This is a genomic window from Vibrio misgurnus, assembly GCF_029635775.1.
GTDB classification, from domain to species: Bacteria; Pseudomonadota; Gammaproteobacteria; order Enterobacterales; family Vibrionaceae; genus Vibrio; species Vibrio chanodichtyis.
This window is the reverse complement of record NZ_CP113241.1, coordinates 496,656-519,478: the sequence shown is the minus strand read 5'-3', so window position 1 is coordinate 519,478 and position 22,823 is coordinate 496,656. Positions and strand designations below refer to the sequence as shown.

The following is a 22,823-nucleotide window of genomic DNA, read 5'->3' as shown; positions in this document are numbered from 1 at the left end:
TCATTCAGCGGGCTGAGTGTGCGAAAATCGGCCCCCTTTTTTCTGCTCTAGAGCGTGCCATGCAACCTTATACTGCCCCAAGTGAAATTGCCCTTCGTCAACTCGACTATTTTGCCGATAAGCATGTGTTGGTTGCCGGTGAAGTAGAAGATCTGTTTCCACTCCAACTGCGTGAACATTGTGCTTCAGTTGCGGTGTTCACAACGCATTACGGCTATTTTTCACAGCTTGAGCAGCACGCTGCCATCGACTGTTATTTTGGTGAACAGCTCACTGATGAGGTCAAGGCTGATTTAATTTTGCTCTATTGGCCGAAAGCCAAGCAAGAAGCGGAATATCTGCTGGCGATGTTGCTGGCTAAACTCGGCACCGGCACCGAAATTATCGTGGTCGGTGAAAATCGCTCTGGGGTCAAAAGCATTGAAAAAATGTTCGCCGCTTACGGCCCGATCCACAAATACGATTCGGCACGTCGCTGCTCATTTTATTGGGGACAATGCGTTAATACTCCGGCCGCCTTTGAGCTCGACCAGTGGTTTAAATCTTATACCGTTCACTATCAAGGGCATGATCTGACGATTCGCAGCCTACCAGGGGTGTTTAGCCATGGTGAATTTGACCTTGGTAGTCGACTGTTGCTAGATACCTTACCGGCGTTAAGTGGCAAAGTGATTGATGTTGGCTGCGGGGCTGGTGTATTAGGCTGCGTCATGGCCACTCTCAACCCAGCAATTGAGCTGGAGATGACCGATATCAGCGCACTGGCGATTCGCTCTAGTCAAGAAACGCTGCGCGCCAACCAGCTACACGGCAAGGTCTATCCCTCTGATATGCTTTCTAATGCGGGCTGTGATTACCAAGCGATTGTCACCAATCCGCCTTTCCACTCCGGCTTGCAAACCAGTTATGGCGCGACTGAACAGTTATTGGCACACTCGGTCAATCACCTCGCCAATCAAGGCTCACTGTGGGTGGTCGCCAACAGCTTTTTAAAATATCCACCAATCATTGAACAAGCCTTTGGCCAGTGTGATATTGCAGCCAAAACCAGCAAATTTACCATCTATCACGCAAAAAAATAACGTCGCCTATTTTGCCGTTTTTGACGAAAAGTTCGCCTAAAAACGGCCTTGCTCTGGCCTTTTTTGTGCCTATCCCCACGCTTTAGCTTGGACTTACTTGTCAAAGTAAAAAAACTCGTTAATTTCGTTACTTTCATTGTTTCTTATCATCCACTCACTCATGGCTGACCAACGCCATTGAGTTTGACCAAGAAGTAACGTCTTAATTATGTTTAGGTTCTATCGAAAACAAAAATTCAAGCGCCTACAGAATACGCTGATGGCTGCGTTTCTGACACTGAGCATCATTCCACTGACGATTACCGCGCTGTTTTTTCTGCGTTCACACAGTCAAGATCTCGAACAGCAAAGTACCTCTTACCTTGTTTCAGTACGAGATACCAAACAGCAACAAGTGATTGATTACATGTTGGCGAAAGAGTCGGAAGTGATGGGCTTTGTGCGCTCTGAGCTCGCCTACGCCAGTGGCGGGCGTTTTTATGGTCTGGTCAATGCATTTCAACGCTTAGACATCACGATTGAAGGGGCGCGTGAACATGCCCAACAGCGCTATATCCCTGGCTCTGGCGATCAGATCAAAACCTCAGTACTACCACAGTCGAGCGCCTATGTAGGCAGTGAACGTTACCGCCTACTGCATAAGCGTTATCACTGGGCATATTTGGAGTTACTTAAACGTTCCGATTTTGATGATATTTTGTTGGTCGATATTGACGGTAACGTGGTCTATTCAATCTACAAACACGATAACTTTGGCACCAACTTACTCACCGGAAAAGACCAAGCCACCCTACTTGGCCAAACTTTTAAACGCCTCGAACAAATGGTCAGTGAACAGCGCCAAGCCAATGAAGATTTCACTCCGGTGGTGATCTCTGATTTTGAACCACAAAATGGTCAACAGTACGCTTGGCTAGGTGCGCCTATCATCCAGCAAGGCTACCTGCACAGTTATGCGATGTTCCGCCTACCGAGTAATGCGATTACTAAATTGATTGCCGACGGCAATAACCACCCAACAATGCAAACTATCTTAGTCGGTCAAGATCATCGATCTCGAACCCTGACTACGGCGGATATGGCGGTTGAAAAAAGTAAGCAAGTGGTCGATTTAGCCTTATCAGGACAACGTTCAGTTGGCACTTATACCAACACCGAGGGAGCAAATATTATTGCTGCCTATACCCCCATTAATCTGAAAAGTATTCACTGGGCACTCGTGGTTGAGTTGCCAGAAAAAGAAGCGTTTGCTGGTATACGCCAGCTAGAAAAATTGTTTGTGTTAGCGATGCTGACCGCAATTGTATTAGTGATTATCGCGTCGCATTACCTGTCAAACTTCATTACTTCGCCATTATTGAAACTAACCTGGGCGGCAGAACGCGTCTCGGCGGGCGATTTGGATGAAGCGATGATCAACACCGAACGTAAAGATGAAATTGGCCGTTTAGCGGTCAGTTTTGAACGAATGCAACGTTCGATCCGTGACAAAATCACCCTGATCAAAGCACAAAATAAAGAGTTGGAAAGTAATCTGCTGATCATTCGTAAACAAAATGATGAGCTACAACTGGCTAACAAGCTGAAAGATGAATTTCTTGCCACCACCTCACACGAGTTACGCACCCCGTTACATGGCATGATCGGCATTGCCGAGGCGTTAGTGTCTGGTGCCAATGGCCCATTAACGGCAGCACATAAATATCAGCTTGATATCATTATTAGTAGTGGCCAGCGCTTAGCAACCCTAGTCGATGATCTGCTTGATTATCATAAAATGCGCTATGGCGCGTTAGACATTCAACGATGTGCCGTCGATTTGTCGAGATCCACTCGCTTAGTACTTGAACTCTCGCATCATTTACTCGGCAAAAAAACCTTACGGATCATCAACCAAGTGCCAGATCAACCAGTCTGGGTGTCCGTCGACCCCCAACGCTTAGAGCAAGTTCTGTACAACTTGATTGGTAATGCAATTAAGTACACTTCCGAAGGCAAAATTGTCATTTCGACCACCTGTATGGAAGATAAGGTACGTGTACAAGTGGTGGATACCGGGCAAGGCATTCCAGCCGATCAACTTGAGCAGATTTTCGAACCCCTGATCCAAGCCGGTCAAGACGCCAGTCGCTACCGCCAAGGTGCAGGCTTAGGATTATCGATCAGCCGCCAGTTGATCGAGCTAATGGATGGCACCTTGTATGTTAGCAGTCAACCAATGGTCGGAACCACTTTCAGCTTTACCCTGCCATTAGCCACTCAAGCTGAGATCGAACAAGCGGACGTTATAGAACTGTCGCACTTCCAAGCCCCTGATCTGGTTGACCCAGAGCTACCAGAGCAGAGTTCATTACCGGAAAATGAACATGGGCCACTGCTGCTGGTCGCTGATGATGAACCTGTCAATCTAAGAGTATTAGACAGTTTTTTACGTATTGAAGGTTATCGAGTGCATACCGTCCAAGATGGACACCAAGTACTGGATGCGGTACAAGCTGAAAAACCAGAGCTGGTATTGCTCGACATCATGATGCCAGGGATGAGTGGCTATCAAGTTTGTGAAAAATTAAGACAAGACTACGATCATGCCGAGTTGCCAATCATCATGCTCACCGCACTCAACCAGCCTGATGATCGAGTGCGTGGCTTTGATGCTGGTGCAAATGACTACTTATGTAAACCGTTTAATAAGCAAGAGCTCGCGGCGCGAATTATGGCTCATCTGACCGCCAGTAAGGCCGAGTTACGCCGGATTGAAAATGCACAGTTACAACAAGAGCTCAAGCATCGAGCTATGGTCGAAGCCAGTTTACTGGAAACTCAAGGACGCTTATTGGAACAGCTCGAATCGGCTCCCGAAGCAATTTTATGTGTCAATGAAGAACATAAAGTACGTTTTGCCAATGAAGCGGCCGCTCGCCTATTTAGACGCACGCCAGAGCAGCTTAAACGCTCAAATGCTGAAGAATTGATCGCCCCTAAATACCTCTCGATTGATCAAGAGCATTACTGCGGTAACATTGATGTTTATGTTGAAGATGTACGCCAACACCTCTCGGCCGATGTGCTGCGCTTACCACAAGGTTCCGGCCTGCAAGCGATGTACATTTTTAATGTCGGTGGCAGTATCAACGCCGCGCGGATCTACAATTTAGAGACTGCAGTAGAGGCGCTGTCTAGCTATGCCTTTGAGGGAGATAAAGACAAACTGCAAAAACTCAAAGAGCTCGGTGGCGAGTTTACTCGGCTCGCCGACAAAGCGACTGGTGAGTATCAATCGAAACAAGATTTGATGCGCGCAGTATTAGTCGAAGCGATGACCAGTGCGCTCAATTATTGGGAGAGAGTTTCTGGGCAAAGCAAATTCACCTTTGCTGAACAAAGCGGTTTATGGCGTGTCTATCTTGACCGTAGTACCTTACAAACTCGCACCTTGGATAAATACCTACGTATCGAAACCCTACCAAGAACACCACGTTGGAGAACCGTACTCAACTCGCTGGATTACATCTTAGAACACTGCAAAGAATCAGGTCCGGAACGGGCTCATATTGAAATGCAGCGCGATAAGTTACAAAAGCTGCTCACCAGCAGCGATTAATCAGCCGATATCATTTCAACCCACCACATGGTGGGTTTTTTTTATCAGCAATTATCGAGCCGTAGGCCAACAGGCTAAGGTTGGAAATGACTCTAAATGCTATATTTGCCACTTACTTTACATCACAAAAAAACGTAACAATCACGGCCCTCACCCTCACCAAAACGACGAAAAAAACACGCAAGCCATCGCTCAGCTAAGGGGGAGCATTGCTCTTTGTTTGAGATTGCGAAGGGGGTCACAACAATTCGCCAGAATTAATTTCATCGGTTAAATTAACGGAACATCGGGCTAGTGAGCAAGATCTCGTTAATAAAAAAACCACTCAAACGCTAATATTTAAAGAGAATACAACAGAAGTAATCACTAACTAACAACAGTAACCCGTTTGGCTTTTGCGACGCGAATCACCCAACAAATTTTGCATAAAAAACACTCACCACAAGGCATATTGACGTTAATAACGTGACAAGCAATGCTTTTGACGTTTTTAACGGGAAATCGAATTGATAAATTTCTTGGTAAGGTGTTTTCTTACTCCTGCCAAAGGCCTACAGGCCACTCATTTACCCCCTCCCTCCGACGGGGCATCATCATGAGGTAGGTCTTGGAGAGTGTTTATCAATTGATAACATTCCATCCATTAGTGAAATGAAAGCAACTAGTAAGGAACAGCTATGCTTGCCAATATTAAAAAAACCGCACTAGCCGCAGCAGTAATCGCAGCAGCAACCAGTGTTTCAGCTCCAGCCTTTGCTCGTAGTGAGCTAACTATCGTGCCAGATTTCTACCCTACAATGGTACGTAACTTTAACCCGTACCTAGCGACTAACCTGCGTACCACTACAGATTTCATCTATGAGCCACTGGTGGTCTTTAATGAAATGAAAGGTAACACTCCAGTCTTCCGTTTAGCGGAAAACTTAAAAATGTCTGATGACTTGATGAGTGTCACCTTTGATATCCGTAAAGGGGTTAAGTGGTCTGATGGTGAAGCTTTCACCGCTGACGATGTGGTGTATTCTTTCAATTTGTTGAAAGCAAAACCTGAACTGGATCAACGTGGTATCAACAAGTGGGTTACTAAAGTTGAGAAAGTAAACGAGTACCAAGTGCGCTTTAGCCTGTCGGAAGCAAACTCTAACGTACCTTATGAAATTTCATTGATCCCTATCGTTGCTGAGCACGTATGGAAAGATGTTAAAGATCCAACCACTTTCACCAATGAAAACCCAGTGGGCACTGGTCCTTTCACCGTGATCGATACCTTCACCCCACAGCTGTACATTCAATGTCGTAACCCGAACTACTGGGATAACGCTAACCTAGAGGTTGACTGTCTGCGTGTACCACAAATCGCAAACAACGACCAATTATTGGGCAAAATCGTAAACTCTGAACTGGATTGGACCTCTTCATTCATTCCAGATATCGATCGCACTTATGCGGCAGCGAATCCTAATCACCACTACTGGTATCCAGCAGCGGGTACTCAGTCGTTCATGGTGAACTTCAAAAACCCAGATCCTGCGAAGAAAGAAGCTTTGACTAACGTAGACTTCCGTCGTGCGTTCTCAATGGCGCTTGACCGTCAAACCATCATTGACATCGCTTTCTACGGCAGCGGTACTGTCAATGACTTCGCATCAGGTCTAGGCTATGCATTCGAAGCATGGTCTGATGAAGCGACCCACAAAAAATATAAAGGCTTCAACACCTATGACGTTGAAGGCTCTAAAAAACTGTTAGCAAAAGCGGGCTTCAAAGATGTCAATGGTGACGGTTTCGTAGAAACTCCATCTGGCAAATCTTTCGAACTGCTGATCCAATCACCTAACGGCTGGACTGACTTTAATAACACAGTGCAACTAGCCGTTGAACAGCTCCAAGAAGTGGGTATCAAAGCGCGTGCTCGTACACCAGAATTTGCGGTTTATAACCAAGCAATGCTGGATGGTACTTACGATGTGGCGTACACCAACTACTTCCACGGTGCTGATCCACACACTTACTGGAATAGCGGCTACAACTCAGCTCTGCAATCTGGTGACGGTATGCCTCGTTTCGCGATGCACTACTTCGCAGATAAGAAACTCGACAGCTTGCTCGACAGTTTCTACAAAACTGCAGACAAAAATGAGCAGCTAGCTATTGCACACGGTATTCAGAAGATTATTGCTGAAAATCAAGTAACTATCCCAGTAATGTCTGGTGCGTGGATGTACCAATACAACACCACTCGCTTTACTGGTTGGTGGAGTGAAGAAAATCCACAGGGCCGTCCAAGCATTTGGGCTGGTATCCCAGAGCGTCTACTGCATGTACTGGATCTGAAACCAGTTAAGTAATACACGTTCATTTCTTGCGGCGCACGCTGTGCGCCGCCTATCTAAATCCCCTTTGGTTGTTAAGCTAATTGGCTGCTAAGCAAACATATGGCGCTCGTCGTCAGGGGATTTCTCGCTCTCAAATTCGCTAGGGGCGAGACCTGAAACCAGAGACAGGACAAAACTGGGTGAGTAAGGTGTAAGTTATGGGTTACTTTTTAAGACGATTGTCGTTCTATTTTGCCGCGTTGCTGGTTGCAGCAACATTAAACTTTATTATTCCTCGTGCCATGCCGGGTGATCCGGTAACTATGATGTTTGCTCATGCCACAGCACAAGTGACACCTGAGCGCATCGAAGCCATGAAACAACTTTTAGGCTTTGTTGATGGCCCTTGGTATGTTCAGTATGTGACATACATCAAAAGCATCTTGACTTGGGAACTGGGTACTTCGATCAAATTTTACCCATTAAGTGTCAATGAGTTACTGGGTGGTGCATTTGGTTGGTCGCTGTTCCTTGCTGGTACGGCGGTGATCATCTCTTTCTCTATCGGTTCGGTGCTCGGTATCTTTGCCGCATGGAAACGAGGTAGCAGTTATGACACCTTCATCACACCAGGTACCTTGGTTATTCAAGCCGTGCCACAAGTGGTTATCGCTATGCTGGCGATGTTTACCTTCGCGATAGGTTTACGCTGGTTCCCAACCGGCTACGCCTACACTCCGGGCACCATACCCGATTGGACTAACTGGGCATTTATTAAAGATGTCGGCTATCACGCGGTATTGCCACTGGTCTGTGCTTCAATTGTGCAAATCGGCGGTTTCTTAGTCAACATGCGTAACAACATGATTAACCTGCTCGCAGAAGACTACATCACTATGGCGAAAGGCAAAGGCTTAAGCGAAAACCGCGTGGTATTCAACTACGCCGCACGTAACGCGCTACTGCCAAGTGTGACCGCCCTTTCCATGTCACTCGGTATGGCGATTGGTGGTCAGTTGATTATTGAAATCATCTTTAACTACCCAGGCTTAGGTACTGTACTGTTTAACGCCATTACGGCTCGTGACTATCAAGTTTTACAAGGCCAGCTACTTATCATGACCCTGTTCATGCTGTTCTTTAACCTACTGGCTGACATGTTATACGTTGTTCTAGACCCTCGCTTACGCAAGGGAGGTAAATAATCATGAAAGCACTTTGGAAACTCTTACGTGGCAACCGCATGGCGATGATTGGTGTCACCATCTTAAGCATGTTCCTGTTTATCGCACTAGCGGCCCCAGTTATCACCTCTTTTGCGCCAGATAAACGCACCGGTAATCCTCATGAGTACCCTGCGTTTGTAGTCAAAGCTGCACAAGCTAATCCCGATGGTTGGATAGCAGAAAACTTAGCCACCGATCGTCGTACGCTGGCCATATCTAAAAAAGCAGATCACGTGCTAGGCACCACTCGCATGGGGCGCGATGTTTGGTCACAAGTCGCCTATGGGGCTCGTGTATCACTCGCGGTCGGTTTTGGCGCGGGGATCACGGTGTGTTTCTTAGCCACTGTAATCGGCATTTCCGCTGGATATTTTGGTGGGAAAATCGATGACTTCCTAACCGCCGCGATGAACATCATGCTGGTGATCCCACAATACCCGCTGCTGTTTGTATTAGCCGCCTTTATCGGCGAGGCGGGACCGCTAACTATTGCGTTAATTATTGGCTGTACCTCCTGGGCGTGGGGCGCACGGGTCGTACGGTCACAGACCATGGCACTGCGTGAAAAAGAGTTCGTAAAAGCCGCAGAAGTACTCGGTGAATCGTCATGGCGCATTATCTTCATTGAAATTCTACCTAACCTAATTTCAATTGTTGGCGCTAGTTTTATCGGCTCGGTGATGTACGCGATCATGATGGAAGCCACCATCTCCTTCTTAGGACTGGGCGATCCTAACACCATCAGTTGGGGCATCATGCTTTACAACGTACAAACCTCATCGTCGATGCTGATTGGCGCTTGGTGGGAACTGCTTGCTCCTTGTATCTCTTTAACCCTGCTGGTAACTGGCCTAGCGCTGCTCAACTTTGCGGTTGATGAAATTGCCAACCCACAATTGCGTTCACACAAAGGTATGAAGCGTTGGAAAAATCTGGCTAAGCAAGACAAAAAAGCCCGTCAACCAGACCTAGCACAACAAAATGCACTTTGTAGCGGAGATCAATAATCATGACTGCACCATTAATCTCAATCCGCAACTTATGCGTCGACTACATTACCGATGCGGGTGATGTACGAGCTTGTAACAATGTCAGCTTTGATTTAGCCCCAGGCGAAGTATTTGGTCTGGCTGGTGAATCTGGCTGTGGTAAATCAACCGTCGCCTTCTCGCTGATGCGCCTGCATAAGCCGCCCGCATTTATCACCGGTGGTGAGGTGATCTTCAACGGTGAAGATATCCTCAAATACAGCGATGAACGGATGCAATCCTTCCGCTGGAAAGAAATGTCGATGGTGTTTCAAAGCGCAATGAATGCACTCAACCCAGTGCTGACCATGGAAGAGCAATTTTGCGATGTGATCATGCGTCACACCAACATGACACGTGAACAAGCAAAACGGCGCGCAGAAGGTCTGTTAGAGATCGTCGATATCCATCCCAGCCGACTCAATGACTATCCGCACCAGTTTTCGGGCGGTATGCGACAACGCTTGGTGATTGCTATTGCTCTCGCGCTCAATCCGAAAATGATCATTATGGATGAGCCGACCACCGCTTTAGATGTGGTGGTACAGCGTGAAATTCTGCAAAAAATATATGCGTTAAAAGAAGAATTTGGTTTCTCTATCTTATTTATTACTCATGACTTGTCACTGATGGTCGAGTTCTCTGACCGCATCGGCATCATGTACTCAGGTGAATTGATTGAAGTTGCTCCTTCAAAACAGATTCTGGAAAGCCCTTTCCATCCTTACACCAAAGGTCTTGGTAGCTCTTTTCCACCGTTAACCGGACCCAAAACCAAGCTCACAGGGATCCCTGGAAACCCACTCAACCTGCTGGAAATTCCACAAGGTTGCCGTTTCCAAGCTCGCTGTGACCGAGTTCATGAGGCTTGCACTAAGATACCGACCGCACTGCGTCAAATTGAGCATGGCCGTTTTTCTAATTGCCATCTCTACGCCCAACCGAATGCGACCATCAAAGCTTAAGGCGCAAGGTTAAGCAGTAGCAAAGAATTTCTGGAGACAATTATGAGCAAATCATTTGGCGAATTACTGGTTGAGGGGAAAAATCTGGTTAAAGATTTTCCGATCAACAGTAACGCACTCAAACAACCTATGATGCGTGCGATTAACGACGTGTCATTCAAAATGTACAAAAGCCGCGGTTTATCGGTAGTAGGTGAGTCAGGCTCAGGCAAATCGACCACCGCCAAAATGATCGCCAAGATGTACGCGCCAACCTCGGGCACCATTGAGTACAAAGGCCGTGACATTCAAGACATCACATCACGTGACGATCTGATGCACTACCGCGAAGGTGTGCAGATGGTATGGCAAGATCCGTTTGGCTCACTCAACCCAACCCATACCATTTTCCACCATATCGCTCGCCCCCTGTTGATCCACAAAAAGGTCACACCGGGCAATAAAAAAGAGCTAGAAGAGCGGGTTTATGAACTGCTGGAGCAAGTGGGCCTTATCCCACCAAAAGAAACGGCAGCCAAATACCCACACCAACTCTCGGGTGGTCAACGGCAGCGGGTCAACTTGGCACGTAACATTGCGGTAGGCGCAGAAGTGGTACTGGCTGACGAACCAACCTCAATGCTGGATGTGTCGATTCGAGCGGGCGTTCTCAACCTGATGGAAGAGATGAAGTTTGAGCGGCAGATGTCGCTGCTATACATCACCCACGATATCGCCACCGCACGTTACATCGCGGAAGACTTGGCGGTGATGTATGTCGGACACATGGTGGAATGGGGGGATACCGATGCGATCATTCACGATCCTCAGCATCCTTATACCAAACTGCTGGTTTCTGCCGTACCGGATCCGAAAAAATCCATCCATGAAAAACTGGAAGGCAATAAAGGTGAGATCCCGTTGTGGACGCCAGATTCTGTCGGCTGTCCTTTCGCTGGACGCTGCTTACACGCCAGTGCGAAGTGCCGTGAAGCGCTACCGGAAGTAACTCAGCTCTCTGACAACCACTTTGTACGTTGTTATCTGTTCGAAAAATAACAAGCTCAAAAATAACCACCGAGCTGGCTCCTGATCCTGCCAGGAGCCAGCTCCATCCATCCAGTGGAGAACATGAATGCAGTTACTGACCAACCACATTGGCTATGAAACCAAAGGTGCCAAGCAAGCAGTTTTGCTATGTGGCCAAACACAGTTAATGGATGACTGTGTGCTTTTGGTTTGCGCTCGTAGCCATCAAACCGTTGCCACGCTTGTTATCGAGCAGCACGGTAGCGTGGATAGCTGGCATCAGGGACAGTTTCATCGTATCGATTTTTCCGATTTTACCACTCCAGGCGACTACTATTTGCGCCTTGAGCACACTCAATCTGCCATCTTTAGCATTGGGCAAGGCGTGCTGATGCAGCGTACCTTTTCCGATGTGCTGCACTACTTCAAATCGCAGCGCTGCTCAGGGCAGTTTGATCAACAAGACAAGCACGTACCGCTGCTCGGCACATCAACCACTGCCGATGTGCATGGCGGCTGGTACGATGCTTCCGGTGACGTCAGTAAGTATCTCAGTCACCTTTCTTACGCTAACTATTTGAATCCACAGCAAACACCTATGGTGGTGTGGAACATGCTCAAAGGGCTAGCGGTGTTACAACACCACGCGGATTTTGCGCCATTTTCTCGCACGCGCCTAACCGATGAAGCCTTGTTTGGCGCTGACTTCTTGCTCCGAATGCAAGATTCGGCAGGCTTTTTCTATATGACGGTATTTGATCGCTGGAGCAAAGACACTAAACAGCGAGAGATTTGCGCTTATGCGACGCAAAAAGGCGATAAATCTGCCGCTTATCAAGCTGGATTTCGTCAAGGTGGCGGAATCGCGATTGCTGCGCTCGCCGCGGCAGCACGCTTAGATACCCATGGTGAGTTTAACCAAACGCAATATTTACAGGCGGCAGAAACGGGTTATTGGCACCTTAAACAGCACAATAGCCAATATCTCGATGATGGAGTAGAAAACATCATTGATGAATATTGCGCACTTCTCGCCTGTTGTGAGCTGTACCGTAGCACCGACAACCATGCATATCTCACGCAAGCGCGTGAATGGGCACAGCGTTTGGCTCAGCGTCAAACCTGCGATCAGCAAATGACCCATTACTGGTCGGCGACCTGTGATGGAGTTCGCCCTTACTTTCATCCTTCCGATGCGGGCCTACCGGTCATTGCCCTGTGTGAATACCTCAATATCGAAACCGATACCGCTTACTATGCCCAGCAGCAACGCGTGGTCGAGCAAGCTTGTCAATTTGAACTGACGATCACCGCGCAAGTCACCAACCCATTTGGTTATCCACGCCAGTACGTGAAAGGCGTCACTAGCCCAAAACGCAGCAGCTTTTTTATCGCACAAGACAACGAGAGTGGTTACTGGTGGCAAGGTGAAAATGCCCGCTTAGCCTCACTGGCTAGCATGGCCTACCTCGCCCAGCCTCATTTGACGCCGAGCGTTGCCCAATCACTGCAAGTTTGGGCACAAAATGCACTGAACTGGATTGTTGGCCTTAACCCTTACGACATGTGCATGCTCGATGGTCATGGCCAAAATAACCCAGACTATCTGCCTCATTTGGGCTTTTTCAATGCCAAAGGCGGGGTGTGTAACGGGATCACCGCCGGATTTGATGATCCGCGCGATATCGCGTTCAACCCTGATGAGCAAAAACACGATCTGCTGCAAAACTGGCGCTGGGGTGAACAGTGGATCCCGCATGGTGCTTGGTATCTGCTGGCGATCATGACTCAATTTGATCACTTCACCACTGCGGAGGTGACCGAATGACTTACTACGTTGGAGTTGATGGTGGCGGCACCTCTTGTCGAGCCAGGATCCGCGATGCGCAAGGTCAATCGATCGGCGAAGCGAAAAGTGGCAGCGCCAACATTTTGTTAGGGGTCGATCGGGCGCTGCAAGCGGTGATCGATGCCATTACTCTCGCGGCCCAGCAAGGTGGATTAAGTGAGCAGGCATTCGCTAACATGCATGTTGGATTGGCGTTAGCTGGCGCAGAACAAAAAAACGCATGGCATGCTTTTATGCAACAAGCCCACCCTTTTGCTTCAATGACCCTAAACACGGATGCTTATGGCGCTTGCCTTGGTGCACATTTGGGCCATGACGGAGCAATCATGATAGCGGGTACTGGGTCATGTGGCTTACTGCTTAAACATGGTCAGTCATATGTGGTCGGCGGTCGTGAATTTCCCATCTCAGATCAAGGCAGCGGTGCCGTAATGGGGCTGCGCCTCATTCAGCAGGTTCTGCTCGCGCAAGATGAGATCCGCCCACACACTCCACTGTGTGAAGTGGTGATGGACCATTTTCAACATGATCTGGATGCGATCGTCACTTGGTCCAAAACCGCACTACCTTGCGATTATGCCCAGTTTTCACCACAAATTTTCAGCCATGCGTATGCCGGAGATGAGCTCGCGATCGAGCTACTCAAGCAAACGGCGGCGGATATCGAAATGTTACTAATCGCGCTGCATCGCAAAGGCGCAGAGCAGATCTGCCTGATGGGTAGCATTGCTGAACGCCTGCATGATTGGTTATCGCCACCAGTCCAACAATGGCTAGTCGCCCCCCAAGCGGATGCTATCGAAGGTGGATTAATGTTTGCCGGAAAACCCGAGCACAACCTGTATAAGGATGGTTTATGAGTTATCGAATTGAATTTGCGGTGCTCTCCGAACAACAGCCAGATTGTCGTTTTGGCTTAACCTTGCACAATTTGAGCGATCAAGATCTGCATGACTGGTCACTGCACTTTGTGATTGACCGCTATATTCAGCCAGCCAGCGTCTCCCATGGTCAACTGACCCAAGTCGGCAGCTTATGTTCACTGGTGCCCACTGAGCCTGTGCTGCCCGCCAATGGTCACTTTTATTGTGAGTTCATCATTAAAACCGCGCCGTATCATTTTTATGACAATGGTATCGCCCACGCTTTCGTACAACGTAATGACCGACAATCGGCAGAACGCATCGAAGTGGCGGTTAACCCGATCGTACTCGCCTCTCCATACCGTGAGCGCAGCCAGATCCCTGCGGTGACCGCAGCCGAGCTGTGCGTGATCCCCAAGCCCAACTCACTGCAACGAGTTAAGGGCGAGTTTGTTATCAGCAGTTCGAGTCAGATCGCTTTGCACTCCGATCTGGCTGAGCGTGCCGCGCACTGGTTCGCTGAAGAACTACAAACTTTACATGGGGTTGGCCTAAGTGCGATTGGGCACAGTGATATTGTTTATCGCAGCAATCCCACTCTCGATGACGGTCACTATCAACTGCAGATTGATACGCAAGGGATCAGCATTGAAGCAGGCAGCCATAGCGGCTTTATTCATGCCAGCGCCACCTTATTACAACTGGCCCAGCCTCAAGCGGACCACTTACGCTTCCCATTGGTCAAAATCGTCGATGCGCCACGTTTCAAATATCGCGGCATGATGCTCGATTGCGCACGCCATTTTCACTCGTTAGAACAAGTGAAACGAGTGATCAACCAACTGGCACACTACAAATTTAATGTGTTCCATTGGCACCTCACCGATGATGAAGGCTGGCGCATTGAGATCAAACGCCTGCCTCAATTAACCGCTATCGGCGCATGGCGCGGTATGGATGAAGTGCTCGAACCTCAATACAGTTTATTGACCGAACGGCATGGCGGGTTTTATACCCAAGATGAGATCCGCTCAGTGATCGAATATGCCGAGCAACGCGGTATCACGGTTATTCCTGAGATTGATATTCCTGGCCATTGCCGAGCCGCGATTAAAGCGCTGCCGGAATGGTTAGTCGACGATGAAGATCGCTCTCAATATCGCAGTATTCAAAACTATACCGATAATGTGCTCTCGCCAGCTTTACCGGGAACTTATCAATTTTTAGATATTGTGCTGCAAGAAGTCGCCGATCTGTTCCCAAGTCCGTTGATCCATATTGGTGCCGACGAAGTTCCTAATGGCGTGTGGGTCGATAGCCCTAAATGCCAAGCGTTAATGCAACAGCAAGGTTATACCGATCCCAAAGAGCTCCAAGGCCACCTGCTGCGTTATGCCGAACAGAAACTGAAAAGTTTGGGTAAGCGCATGGTGGGCTGGGAAGAGGCCCACCATGGCGATAAAGTCAGCAAAGACACCATCATTTACGCTTGGTTATCCGAACAGGCGGCTTTGCAATGCGCCAAGCTTGGCTTTGATGTGATCTTGCAACCAGGGCAATTCACTTATCTCGATATGACCCAAGATTTCGCCCCAGAAGAGCTGGGCGTGGATTGGGCTGGCGTCACACCGCTAGAGCGTGCTTACGGTTATGAACCGCTGGCCGATATTGCAATCGATGACCCACTACGCAAACGGATCCTCGGCACCCAGTGCGCCTTGTGGTGTGAGCTGATCAATAACCCTGAGCGGATGGAATATATGCTCTACCCGCGTTTAACCGCTTTAGCCGAGGGGGGCTGGACCGAAAAATCGCAACGTAACTGGTTAGATTATTTGGCGCGCCTAAAGGGGCATTTGCCGCTGCTCGATAAGCAAAACATCACTTATCGCGCACCTTGGAAAGAGTAACCAAAGACCACGACGATGTGAGTTGTCTCGAATTGTCGTGGGCTTATCAACCCTTTTTTTACTCAGCATAAATTTTTACTCAGCATAAGTTTTCACTAGCATAGGTTTTAGCTGCCCAACGCAGCTAGTTTAAAAGGAAAGCACCATGAAATACGGTTATTTCGATAATGAACAACGCGAATACGTCATCACTCGCCCTGACGTACCCGCCCCTTGGACTAACTATCTCGGTACAGAAAAGTTTTGTACTGTGATTTCTCATAACGCGGGAGGTTATTCGTTCTACCACTCGCCTGAGTACAATCGCGTGACCAAGTTCCGCCCTAACTTTACCCAAGATCGCCCTGGTCATTACGTGTATCTGCGTGATGATGCGAGCGGTGATTTTTGGTCAATATCTTGGCAACCAGTGGCGAAAAGCCTTGAGCAAGCCAAATACGAAGTGCGTCACGGCTTGTCATACTCAAAATTCAAGTGTGACTACAACGGGATCCACGCGACTAAAACGCTGTTCGTCCCCAAAGGTGAAGATGCCGAAGTATGGGATGTGGTGATTGAAAACACCTCGAATGAAGTGCGTACCATCAGTGCGTTTAACTACGTTGAGTTCTCTTTCAGCCACATCAAATCGGATAACCAAAACCACCAGATGTCACTCTACTCTGCGGGCACTTCGTTCCAAGATGGCGTGATCGAATATGATCTGTATTACAACACCGATGATTTCTTAGGTTTCTACTACTTAACTGCAACCTTTGATGCCGACAGCTACGACGGTCAACGTGACCAGTTCCTTGGCATGTACCGTGATGAAGCTAACCCAATTGCGGTTGCCCAAGGTCGATGCTCTAACAGCGCGCAAACCTGCTACAACCACTGTGGCGCACTGCATAAACAATTTGTGCTGCAACCTGGTGAAAAAGTACGCTTCGCGGTAATTCTTGGGGTTGGTAAAGGTAATGGTGCGAAACTGCGTGCCAAATACCAAGACCTCACTCAAGTCGATGCAGCGTTTGCCGGCATTAAAGCCCACTGGGATGAGCGCTGTGCTAAGTTCCAAGTAAAATCGCCAAATCCAGGACTGGATACCATGATCAACGCTTGGACCCTCTACCAAGCAGAAACTTGTGTAGTATGGTCACGGTTTGCTTCTTTCATTGAAGTTGGCGGCCGTACCGGTCTTGGCTACCGCGATACCGCGCAAGATGCGATCTCCGTCCCGCACACTAACCCAACCATGACGCGTAAACGCTTGGTTGACCTACTGCGCGGCCAAGTGAAAGCGGGTTATGGCTTGCACTTGTTTGATCCTGATTGGTTCGATCCGGCGAAAGCGGATGTCAAACCGTCTAAATCACCTACCGTGGTACCAACCCCATCGGATGACGACAAGATCCACGGCATCAAAGATACCTGCTCGGACGATCACCTGTGGATAGTGCCGACCATCCTCAGCTATGTGAAAGAAACCGGCGATTTTGCGTTTATCGATGAAGAGATCCCTTATGCTGATGGCGGTAACGCTAGTGTGTATCAGCATATGATGGCCGCATTGGACTTCTCGGCTGAATACGTTGGCCAAACCGGGATTTGTAAAGGCTTACGTGCCGACTGGAATGACTGCTTAAACTTAGGTGGCGGTGAGTCATCTATGGTCTCGTTCCTACATTTCTGGGCATTGGAAGCGTTCCTTGAGCTGTCACGTTATCGTAATGATCAAGCGGCGACCGACAAGTATCAAGCGATGGCGGACGGTGTGCGTAATGCATGTGAAACTCACTTGTGGGATGAGCAAGGTGAATGGTACATCCGTGGCCTGACCAAAAATGGTGACAAGATCGGTACCTTTGATCAAGTCGAAGGTAAGGTGCACTTAGAGTCTAACTCATTGGCGGTGCTCTCTGGCACAGTCAGCCATGAACGCGGCATCAAAGCGATGGATGCGGTCTACCAATATCTGTTCTCCAAATACGGCCTACATCTGAATGCCCCCTCATTCGCAACGCCAAATGATGACATTGGTTTCGTGACTCGTGTTTACCAAGGCGTGAAAGAGAACGGCGCGATCTTCTCGCATCCAAACCCATGGGCGTGGGTGGCTGAAGCGAAACTGGGGCGTGGCGATCGTGCGATGGAACTGTATGACGCACTCAACCCATACAACCAAAACGACATCATCGAGACTCGGATTGCCGAACCGTACTCTTACGTGCAGTTCATTATGGGCCGCGATCACCAAGATCATGGCCGCGCTAACCACCCGTGGTTAACCGGTACTTCTGGCTGGGCGTATCACGCGGTCACCAACTACATGTTAGGTATCAAAGCGGGCTTTGCTGGACTGGAAATTGATCCTTGTATCCCAACTTCATGGCCCGGTTTTGAAGTGACTCGTGAGTGGCGTGATGCGACTTACCAAATCAAAGTGGAAAACCCACACGGCGTATCAAAAGGTGTGCAATCGATCACGCTCAATGGCCAAGCGATTGAAGGTGCTGTGCCGGTTCAAGCCGCAGGCAGCATCAATCAAGTGGTGGTGATTCTGGGTTAACCGATTTTCGGGCATTCGCTGAGTGCCCGTTTTCTAATACCTAAACGTTTTATGTCCAAACCCGTTGTCAGCGCCCCCGACAATGACAACAGGCAAAGGAATAGGGAGAGAAAATGATTAAATTTGGTACTGGCGGCTGGCGTGCGTTTATTGGTGAGGAATTCACTAAAGATAATGTGCGTTTGGTGGCTCAAGCTTTGGCGAACATCATTCAACATGAACAAGTGGCAGCACAAGGCTTCGTGATTGGCTATGACCGCCGCTTTTTATCCGATAAAGCCGGACGCTGGTTTGCCGAAGTATTAGCCGCGAATGGTATTGTGGTGAGCTTTATTGATAAATTTGTACCCACACCGGTGGTGATGTTTAAAGCCAAAGAGATGGATTGTGCGTATTCAGCTTGTATCACCGCTTCGCATAACCCAGCCGATTACAATGGAATTAAAGTCTTTATTCGCGGTGGCCGTGATGCCGATGAAGTGATCACGCAAAAGATTGAACAGCAAATCGCGACCATGAGCCAACAAGATGTCCAATGGATCGATTTTGAACAAGCGGTTAACGATAAGCAGATCAAGATCATCAACCCGATGAACGAATTCGTCGATAGCATCATTAATGCGATTGATATTGAGGCGATCAAACAAGCCAATCTGCGCGTATTGATCGATCCGATGTTTGGCGTTGCTAAAAATGCGCTGCAAACCGTACTGATCAATGGCCGCTGTGATGTGGATGTGATTAATGATGGTAAAAACCCCGATTTCGGAGGGCTAATGCCATCGCCCAGTGCAGCCACCTTGTATCGTTTAAAACATTTGGTGAAACATGAAGGTTATGATCTGGGGATTGGCACCGATGGCGATGCTGACCGATTAGGCATTATTGATGAGCAAGGCAACTTTATTCATCCGAATGAAGTGCTGATCCTGCTTTACTACTATCTACTGGAGTATAAAGGTTGGAAGGGTTCGGTCGTCCGTAACATTGCCACCACCCACTTACTCGATAAAATCGCCGCCGATCATGGTGAGCAGTGTTTTGAAGTCCCAGTCGGCTTTAAGCACATCTCGTCACAAATGGAAGCGGACGATTCACTGATCGGTGGTGAAAGCTCTGGCGGTCTAACCATCCGTGGTCATATTAAAGGGAAAGATGGCGTGTTTGCCTCAAGCCTATTGGTTGAAATGATCAGCGTCACCGGTAAAAAACTCTCTGAGCTATTAAGCGAGATCTACGCTCGTTACGGCTATGCCTACACTGCAGAAGGCGATTGTAAATTTAAGCCGGCCCAGCGCGATGAGATTTACCGCAAAGTATACATTGAGAAAAAACTGCCTGAGTTTGAGTTTGCAATCGACAAGGTCAGTTACGAAGATGGGGCGAAAGTCTATTTCAAAAATGGCGGCTGGGTGATTGCCCGTTTCTCTGGCACTGAGCCTTTGCTGCGTATTTTTGCCGAAATGGCCGATCAACCCACTGCAGAGCGTGTTCTTCAACAGATGAAAGCCTTCTTGGCGTTATAACCAATAAGCCTAGTTATAACTATACCCAAACAACTTGGAGCTGCGGGTAGGCAGCAAGTGAGTGAGTCCCCATGAGCATAGGCAAACTATGTGATTGGGGTGAACGAACGTCTCCAACACCACAGCAGCTTCAAGTAGGAAGGGAATATCACCGAGTGGTTCTCATCGCTGAGGTTAAGTCCCCTCAGTACTGAACGACACTTGCCCGGTCTTTTGGCCGGGCTTTTTTCCAGCGTAGATTAAGCGAAAGCGAGCACTCCCTGAGTATCAATATGCACCTCGACCGCCTGCCCGACGCCTAAGGCTTGTGATGAAGTCGCGATCAATTGCGTGCCATAGGCGTCCACTAGATAGCGACAATGGTCACCCATAAATTGCAGTTCAGTTACCGTCACTTGGCTAGTTTGTGCCGCGTGGATCTGAACCTGCTGCGGACGCAGCAGTAATTTACAGGTGGCCGCTAAGTCAATGGGTTGACGAGCTATCGCCTCAACTATCCCAAGTCGGGTTTGGTATTCGGTTTCGCTGATCCGTCTAGCCTCTAAATAGCTCCCCCCACCAAGAAAATCAGCGACAAACTGACTCGATGGTTGATAGTAAAGATCCACCGCACTACCAAACTGCTCAATGACACCGCGATTCATTACTGCCATTTTATCAGCAAAAGTAAATGCTTCTTCCCGTGAGTGCGTGACAAAAATGGCCGTCACCCCTTGCTGTTTAAAGATTTTACGGATTTCAATCATTAGCTCATGACGGACTTGAGTATCAATATTTGAAAACGGCTCATCAAGCAGTAATAAATCCGGTTTATAGGCCAAAGCCCGAGCAATCGCGACACGCTGCTGCTGTCCTCCCGAAAGCTGATGCGGATAGCGATCAGCAAAATCATTCAGATGGACCAGAGAGAGCATCTCGCAGACTTTAGCCTGCTTTTGCACCGCCGGCATACGATTCAAGCCAAAAGCAACATTCTGCGCCACCGTCAAATGAGGAAATAATGCATAATCTTGGAAAATCATCCCGATATTACGCTGTTCGGGTGGTAGCCAATGCTCACCATCATCTAACGTCACACAATTAAGACTCAGTCGTCCTGCCGCTAAAGGTATAAGACCTGCAATCGATTTTAATAACGTGGTTTTACCACAACCACTCGCTCCCAGCAGACAAACGATTTCACCCGGATTAACTTGTAGTGACAATGATTTCAATACGGTTTGCGAATCATATTGGCAAGTCAGGTTTTCAATCAATAACGCACAGCTCATCAGTGCTTTTGCTCCAAAGAACGGTTAACCATAACCAGAGGGATCAGCCCCACCAACACCAACAAAATCGCTGGCAACGCCGCCAGCTCTAAACGTTCATCGGAGGCGTAGCTATAAACATAAGTTGCCAGTGTTTCGAAGTTAAACGGGCGCAATAGAATCGATGCATTCAACTCCTTCATCGACTCAATAAAAACCAATAATCCCGCAATTAACGCTCCACGCCGAATCAGGGGTAGATGTACTCGCATAAGCATTTGATTAGCATGACACCCCATGGTACGCGCCGCCATGTCTAAGGACGGAGAGATTTTGCTTAAACTGCTTTCAATACTACCAATCGCAACAGCAGAAAAGCGCACCACTAATGCAAAGACAATCGCAAATAAACTCCCAGAGAAGATTAACCCAGGACGCTGCCACTGCATCAGTTTTGCAATATCATTGATTAGATGATCCAGTGCCAAGACAGGCACCAAAATACCAATCGCTAACACAGTTCCTGGCACCGCATAGCCCAGCGAAGAAAGACGCATCAGCACCTCGCTGGAACGGTTATTTTGTAAACGGACATAAAAATTGGTAATCAAAGCCACTAATACTGCAATCACTGCCGCACTCATCGAAACCATAAAACTATTCAGGGCGTACTCTCTAAACTGCACCGTCCAACTTTGTGCAAAGTAAGTCCCACTGTAACTGATCAATTGTAATAACGGCACAATAAAGGCGATGGCCACCAGTCCCCAGCACCAAGTTAAAGCTACCCATAAACGCCAACCTTTTAAGGTGTAGCGATATTCATCATGACTATTAAATTGGTTTTGGTAGAGTTTTTGTCGCCGACGGCTGTAACGCTCACTGCTAAGCAACAATAACAGCACAACTAACATCAGCGCCGAAATTTTGGCTGCCGCACTAAGACTTGAATAACCAAGCCAAGTGTCATAGACAGCTGTGGTTAACGTATTGACCGCAAATAAACTTACCGTGCCAAAATCGCCAATCGTTTCCATTGCAACTAAAGATAAACCGACTGCAATAGCAGGACGAGCTAATGGTAATGAGATGCGCCAGAAGCTTTGCCACGGAGAGCATCTTAACAAACGGGCGGATTGAAGCAGCGTGACATTCTGTTCCATGAATGCAGCCCGACAAAGTAAATAAACGTAAGGATAAAGAACCAAAGCGAGCACTACACTCGCACCACCTAAACTACGGATATTTGGAAACCAATAGCTACCGGCTTGCCAGCCAGTCCAGTCACGTAAAGCGATTTGAACCGGTCCGGCATAATCAAACCAATCGGTAAATAGATAACCAATAATATAAGCAGGCATAGCTAACGGTAGCACTAGCGCCCATTGTAACCAGCGTTCACCCGGTAATTGACACATGGCAATGAGCCAAGCACAAGGTACCCCTAACAATAGCGTCAGTAGTAATACCGCCACCGTTAACACTGAGGTATTAAAAATATAAGTTGGCATTACCGTCGCCAGTAAATGAGCAAAAACCTCACCACTGCTACCAAATGCACTATAGAAGATCGAGAGAATGGGCAAAATAAGCAGGATAGCCAATGCAAAACTGCTCATTTTCCAAGTAAAATATTTTTCTTTCATTGC

At 48.0% G+C, this 22,823-nt stretch carries 14 protein-coding genes; 12 read left to right on the top strand and 2 right to left on the bottom strand.

The window, feature by feature from the left end:
* Nucleotides 1–59 precede the first annotated feature (59 nt).
* The 12 genes from rsmC to OOK74_RS02460 all read left to right on the top strand — a co-directional run bounded on the left by rsmC (nucleotide 60) and on the right by OOK74_RS02460 (nucleotide 19,924).
* On the top strand, nucleotides 60–1,082 hold the full coding sequence (gene rsmC / locus OOK74_RS02515; protein ID WP_278183061.1) for a 16S rRNA (guanine(1207)-N(2))-methyltransferase RsmC: 1,023 nt from the start codon (nucleotides 60–62) through the stop codon (nucleotides 1,080–1,082).
* A gap of 208 nt (nucleotides 1,083–1,290) precedes the next feature.
* A complete protein-coding gene (locus tag OOK74_RS02510) occupies nucleotides 1,291–4,683 on the top strand; it encodes a response regulator (RefSeq protein WP_278183060.1) in 3,393 nt (1,130 codons plus the stop codon).
* A 677-nt stretch (nucleotides 4,684–5,360) separates the two neighbouring features.
* Nucleotides 5,361–7,031: an ABC transporter substrate-binding protein gene (locus OOK74_RS02505; RefSeq protein WP_274722432.1), complete on the top strand. Its 1,671-nt coding sequence runs from the start codon at nucleotides 5,361–5,363 to the stop codon at nucleotides 7,029–7,031.
* 185 nt (nucleotides 7,032–7,216) lie between these two features.
* Nucleotides 7,217–8,203, top strand: a complete 987-nt coding sequence (locus OOK74_RS02500) for an ABC transporter permease (protein WP_274722431.1) — start codon at nucleotides 7,217–7,219, stop codon at nucleotides 8,201–8,203.
* A gap of 2 nt (nucleotides 8,204–8,205) precedes the next feature.
* Nucleotides 8,206–9,231 (top strand): ABC transporter permease, encoded by a 1,026-nt coding sequence (locus tag OOK74_RS02495; protein ID WP_274722430.1) that lies wholly within the window; start codon nucleotides 8,206–8,208, stop codon nucleotides 9,229–9,231.
* Between the two features lie 2 nt (nucleotides 9,232–9,233).
* Nucleotides 9,234–10,217, top strand: coding sequence for an ABC transporter ATP-binding protein (locus OOK74_RS02490; RefSeq protein WP_274722429.1), 984 nt, complete (start codon nucleotides 9,234–9,236; stop codon nucleotides 10,215–10,217).
* Nucleotides 10,218–10,259: 42 nt separating this feature from the next.
* Nucleotides 10,260–11,255 (top strand): ABC transporter ATP-binding protein, encoded by a 996-nt coding sequence (locus tag OOK74_RS02485; protein WP_166013593.1) that lies wholly within the window; start codon nucleotides 10,260–10,262, stop codon nucleotides 11,253–11,255.
* 76 nt (nucleotides 11,256–11,331) lie between these two features.
* The gene (locus OOK74_RS02480; RefSeq protein ID WP_277206331.1) at nucleotides 11,332–13,053 is read left to right on the top strand and encodes a glycoside hydrolase family 9 protein; all 1,722 of its coding nucleotides are present in this window, start codon (nucleotides 11,332–11,334) and stop codon (nucleotides 13,051–13,053) included.
* The gene (locus tag OOK74_RS02475; protein WP_274722426.1) at nucleotides 13,050–13,934 is read left to right on the top strand and encodes a glucosamine kinase nucleotide-binding domain-containing protein; all 885 of its coding nucleotides are present in this window, start codon (nucleotides 13,050–13,052) and stop codon (nucleotides 13,932–13,934) included. Before OOK74_RS02480 ends, OOK74_RS02475 begins: the two co-directional genes overlap by 4 nt.
* Entirely contained in the window at nucleotides 13,931–15,847 is a 1,917-nt protein-coding gene (locus OOK74_RS02470) for a beta-N-acetylhexosaminidase (RefSeq protein WP_278183059.1), read from the top strand. Before OOK74_RS02475 ends, OOK74_RS02470 begins: the two co-directional genes overlap by 4 nt.
* Nucleotides 15,848–15,992: 145 nt before the next feature.
* The gene (locus tag OOK74_RS02465) at nucleotides 15,993–18,398 is read left to right on the top strand and encodes a glycoside hydrolase family 94 protein (RefSeq protein ID WP_278183057.1); all 2,406 of its coding nucleotides are present in this window, start codon (nucleotides 15,993–15,995) and stop codon (nucleotides 18,396–18,398) included.
* A gap of 113 nt (nucleotides 18,399–18,511) precedes the next feature.
* Nucleotides 18,512–19,924, top strand: a complete 1,413-nt coding sequence (locus OOK74_RS02460; protein WP_277206334.1) for a phosphoglucomutase/phosphomannomutase family protein — start codon at nucleotides 18,512–18,514, stop codon at nucleotides 19,922–19,924.
* A gap of 239 nt (nucleotides 19,925–20,163) precedes the next feature.
* Here OOK74_RS02460 and OOK74_RS02455 read toward each other — a convergent pair whose 3' ends face one another.
* Nucleotides 20,164–21,195 carry an ABC transporter ATP-binding protein gene (locus OOK74_RS02455; RefSeq protein ID WP_274722422.1) on the bottom strand — a complete coding sequence of 344 codons (1,032 nt, stop codon included), beginning with the start codon at nucleotides 21,193–21,195 and terminating at the stop codon, nucleotides 20,164–20,166.
* On the bottom strand, nucleotides 21,195–22,820 hold the full coding sequence (locus tag OOK74_RS02450) for an ABC transporter permease (RefSeq protein WP_274722421.1): 1,626 nt from the start codon (nucleotides 22,818–22,820) through the stop codon (nucleotides 21,195–21,197). Before OOK74_RS02450 ends, OOK74_RS02455 begins: the two co-directional genes overlap by 1 nt.
* Nucleotides 22,821–22,823: the final 3 nt, after the last annotated feature.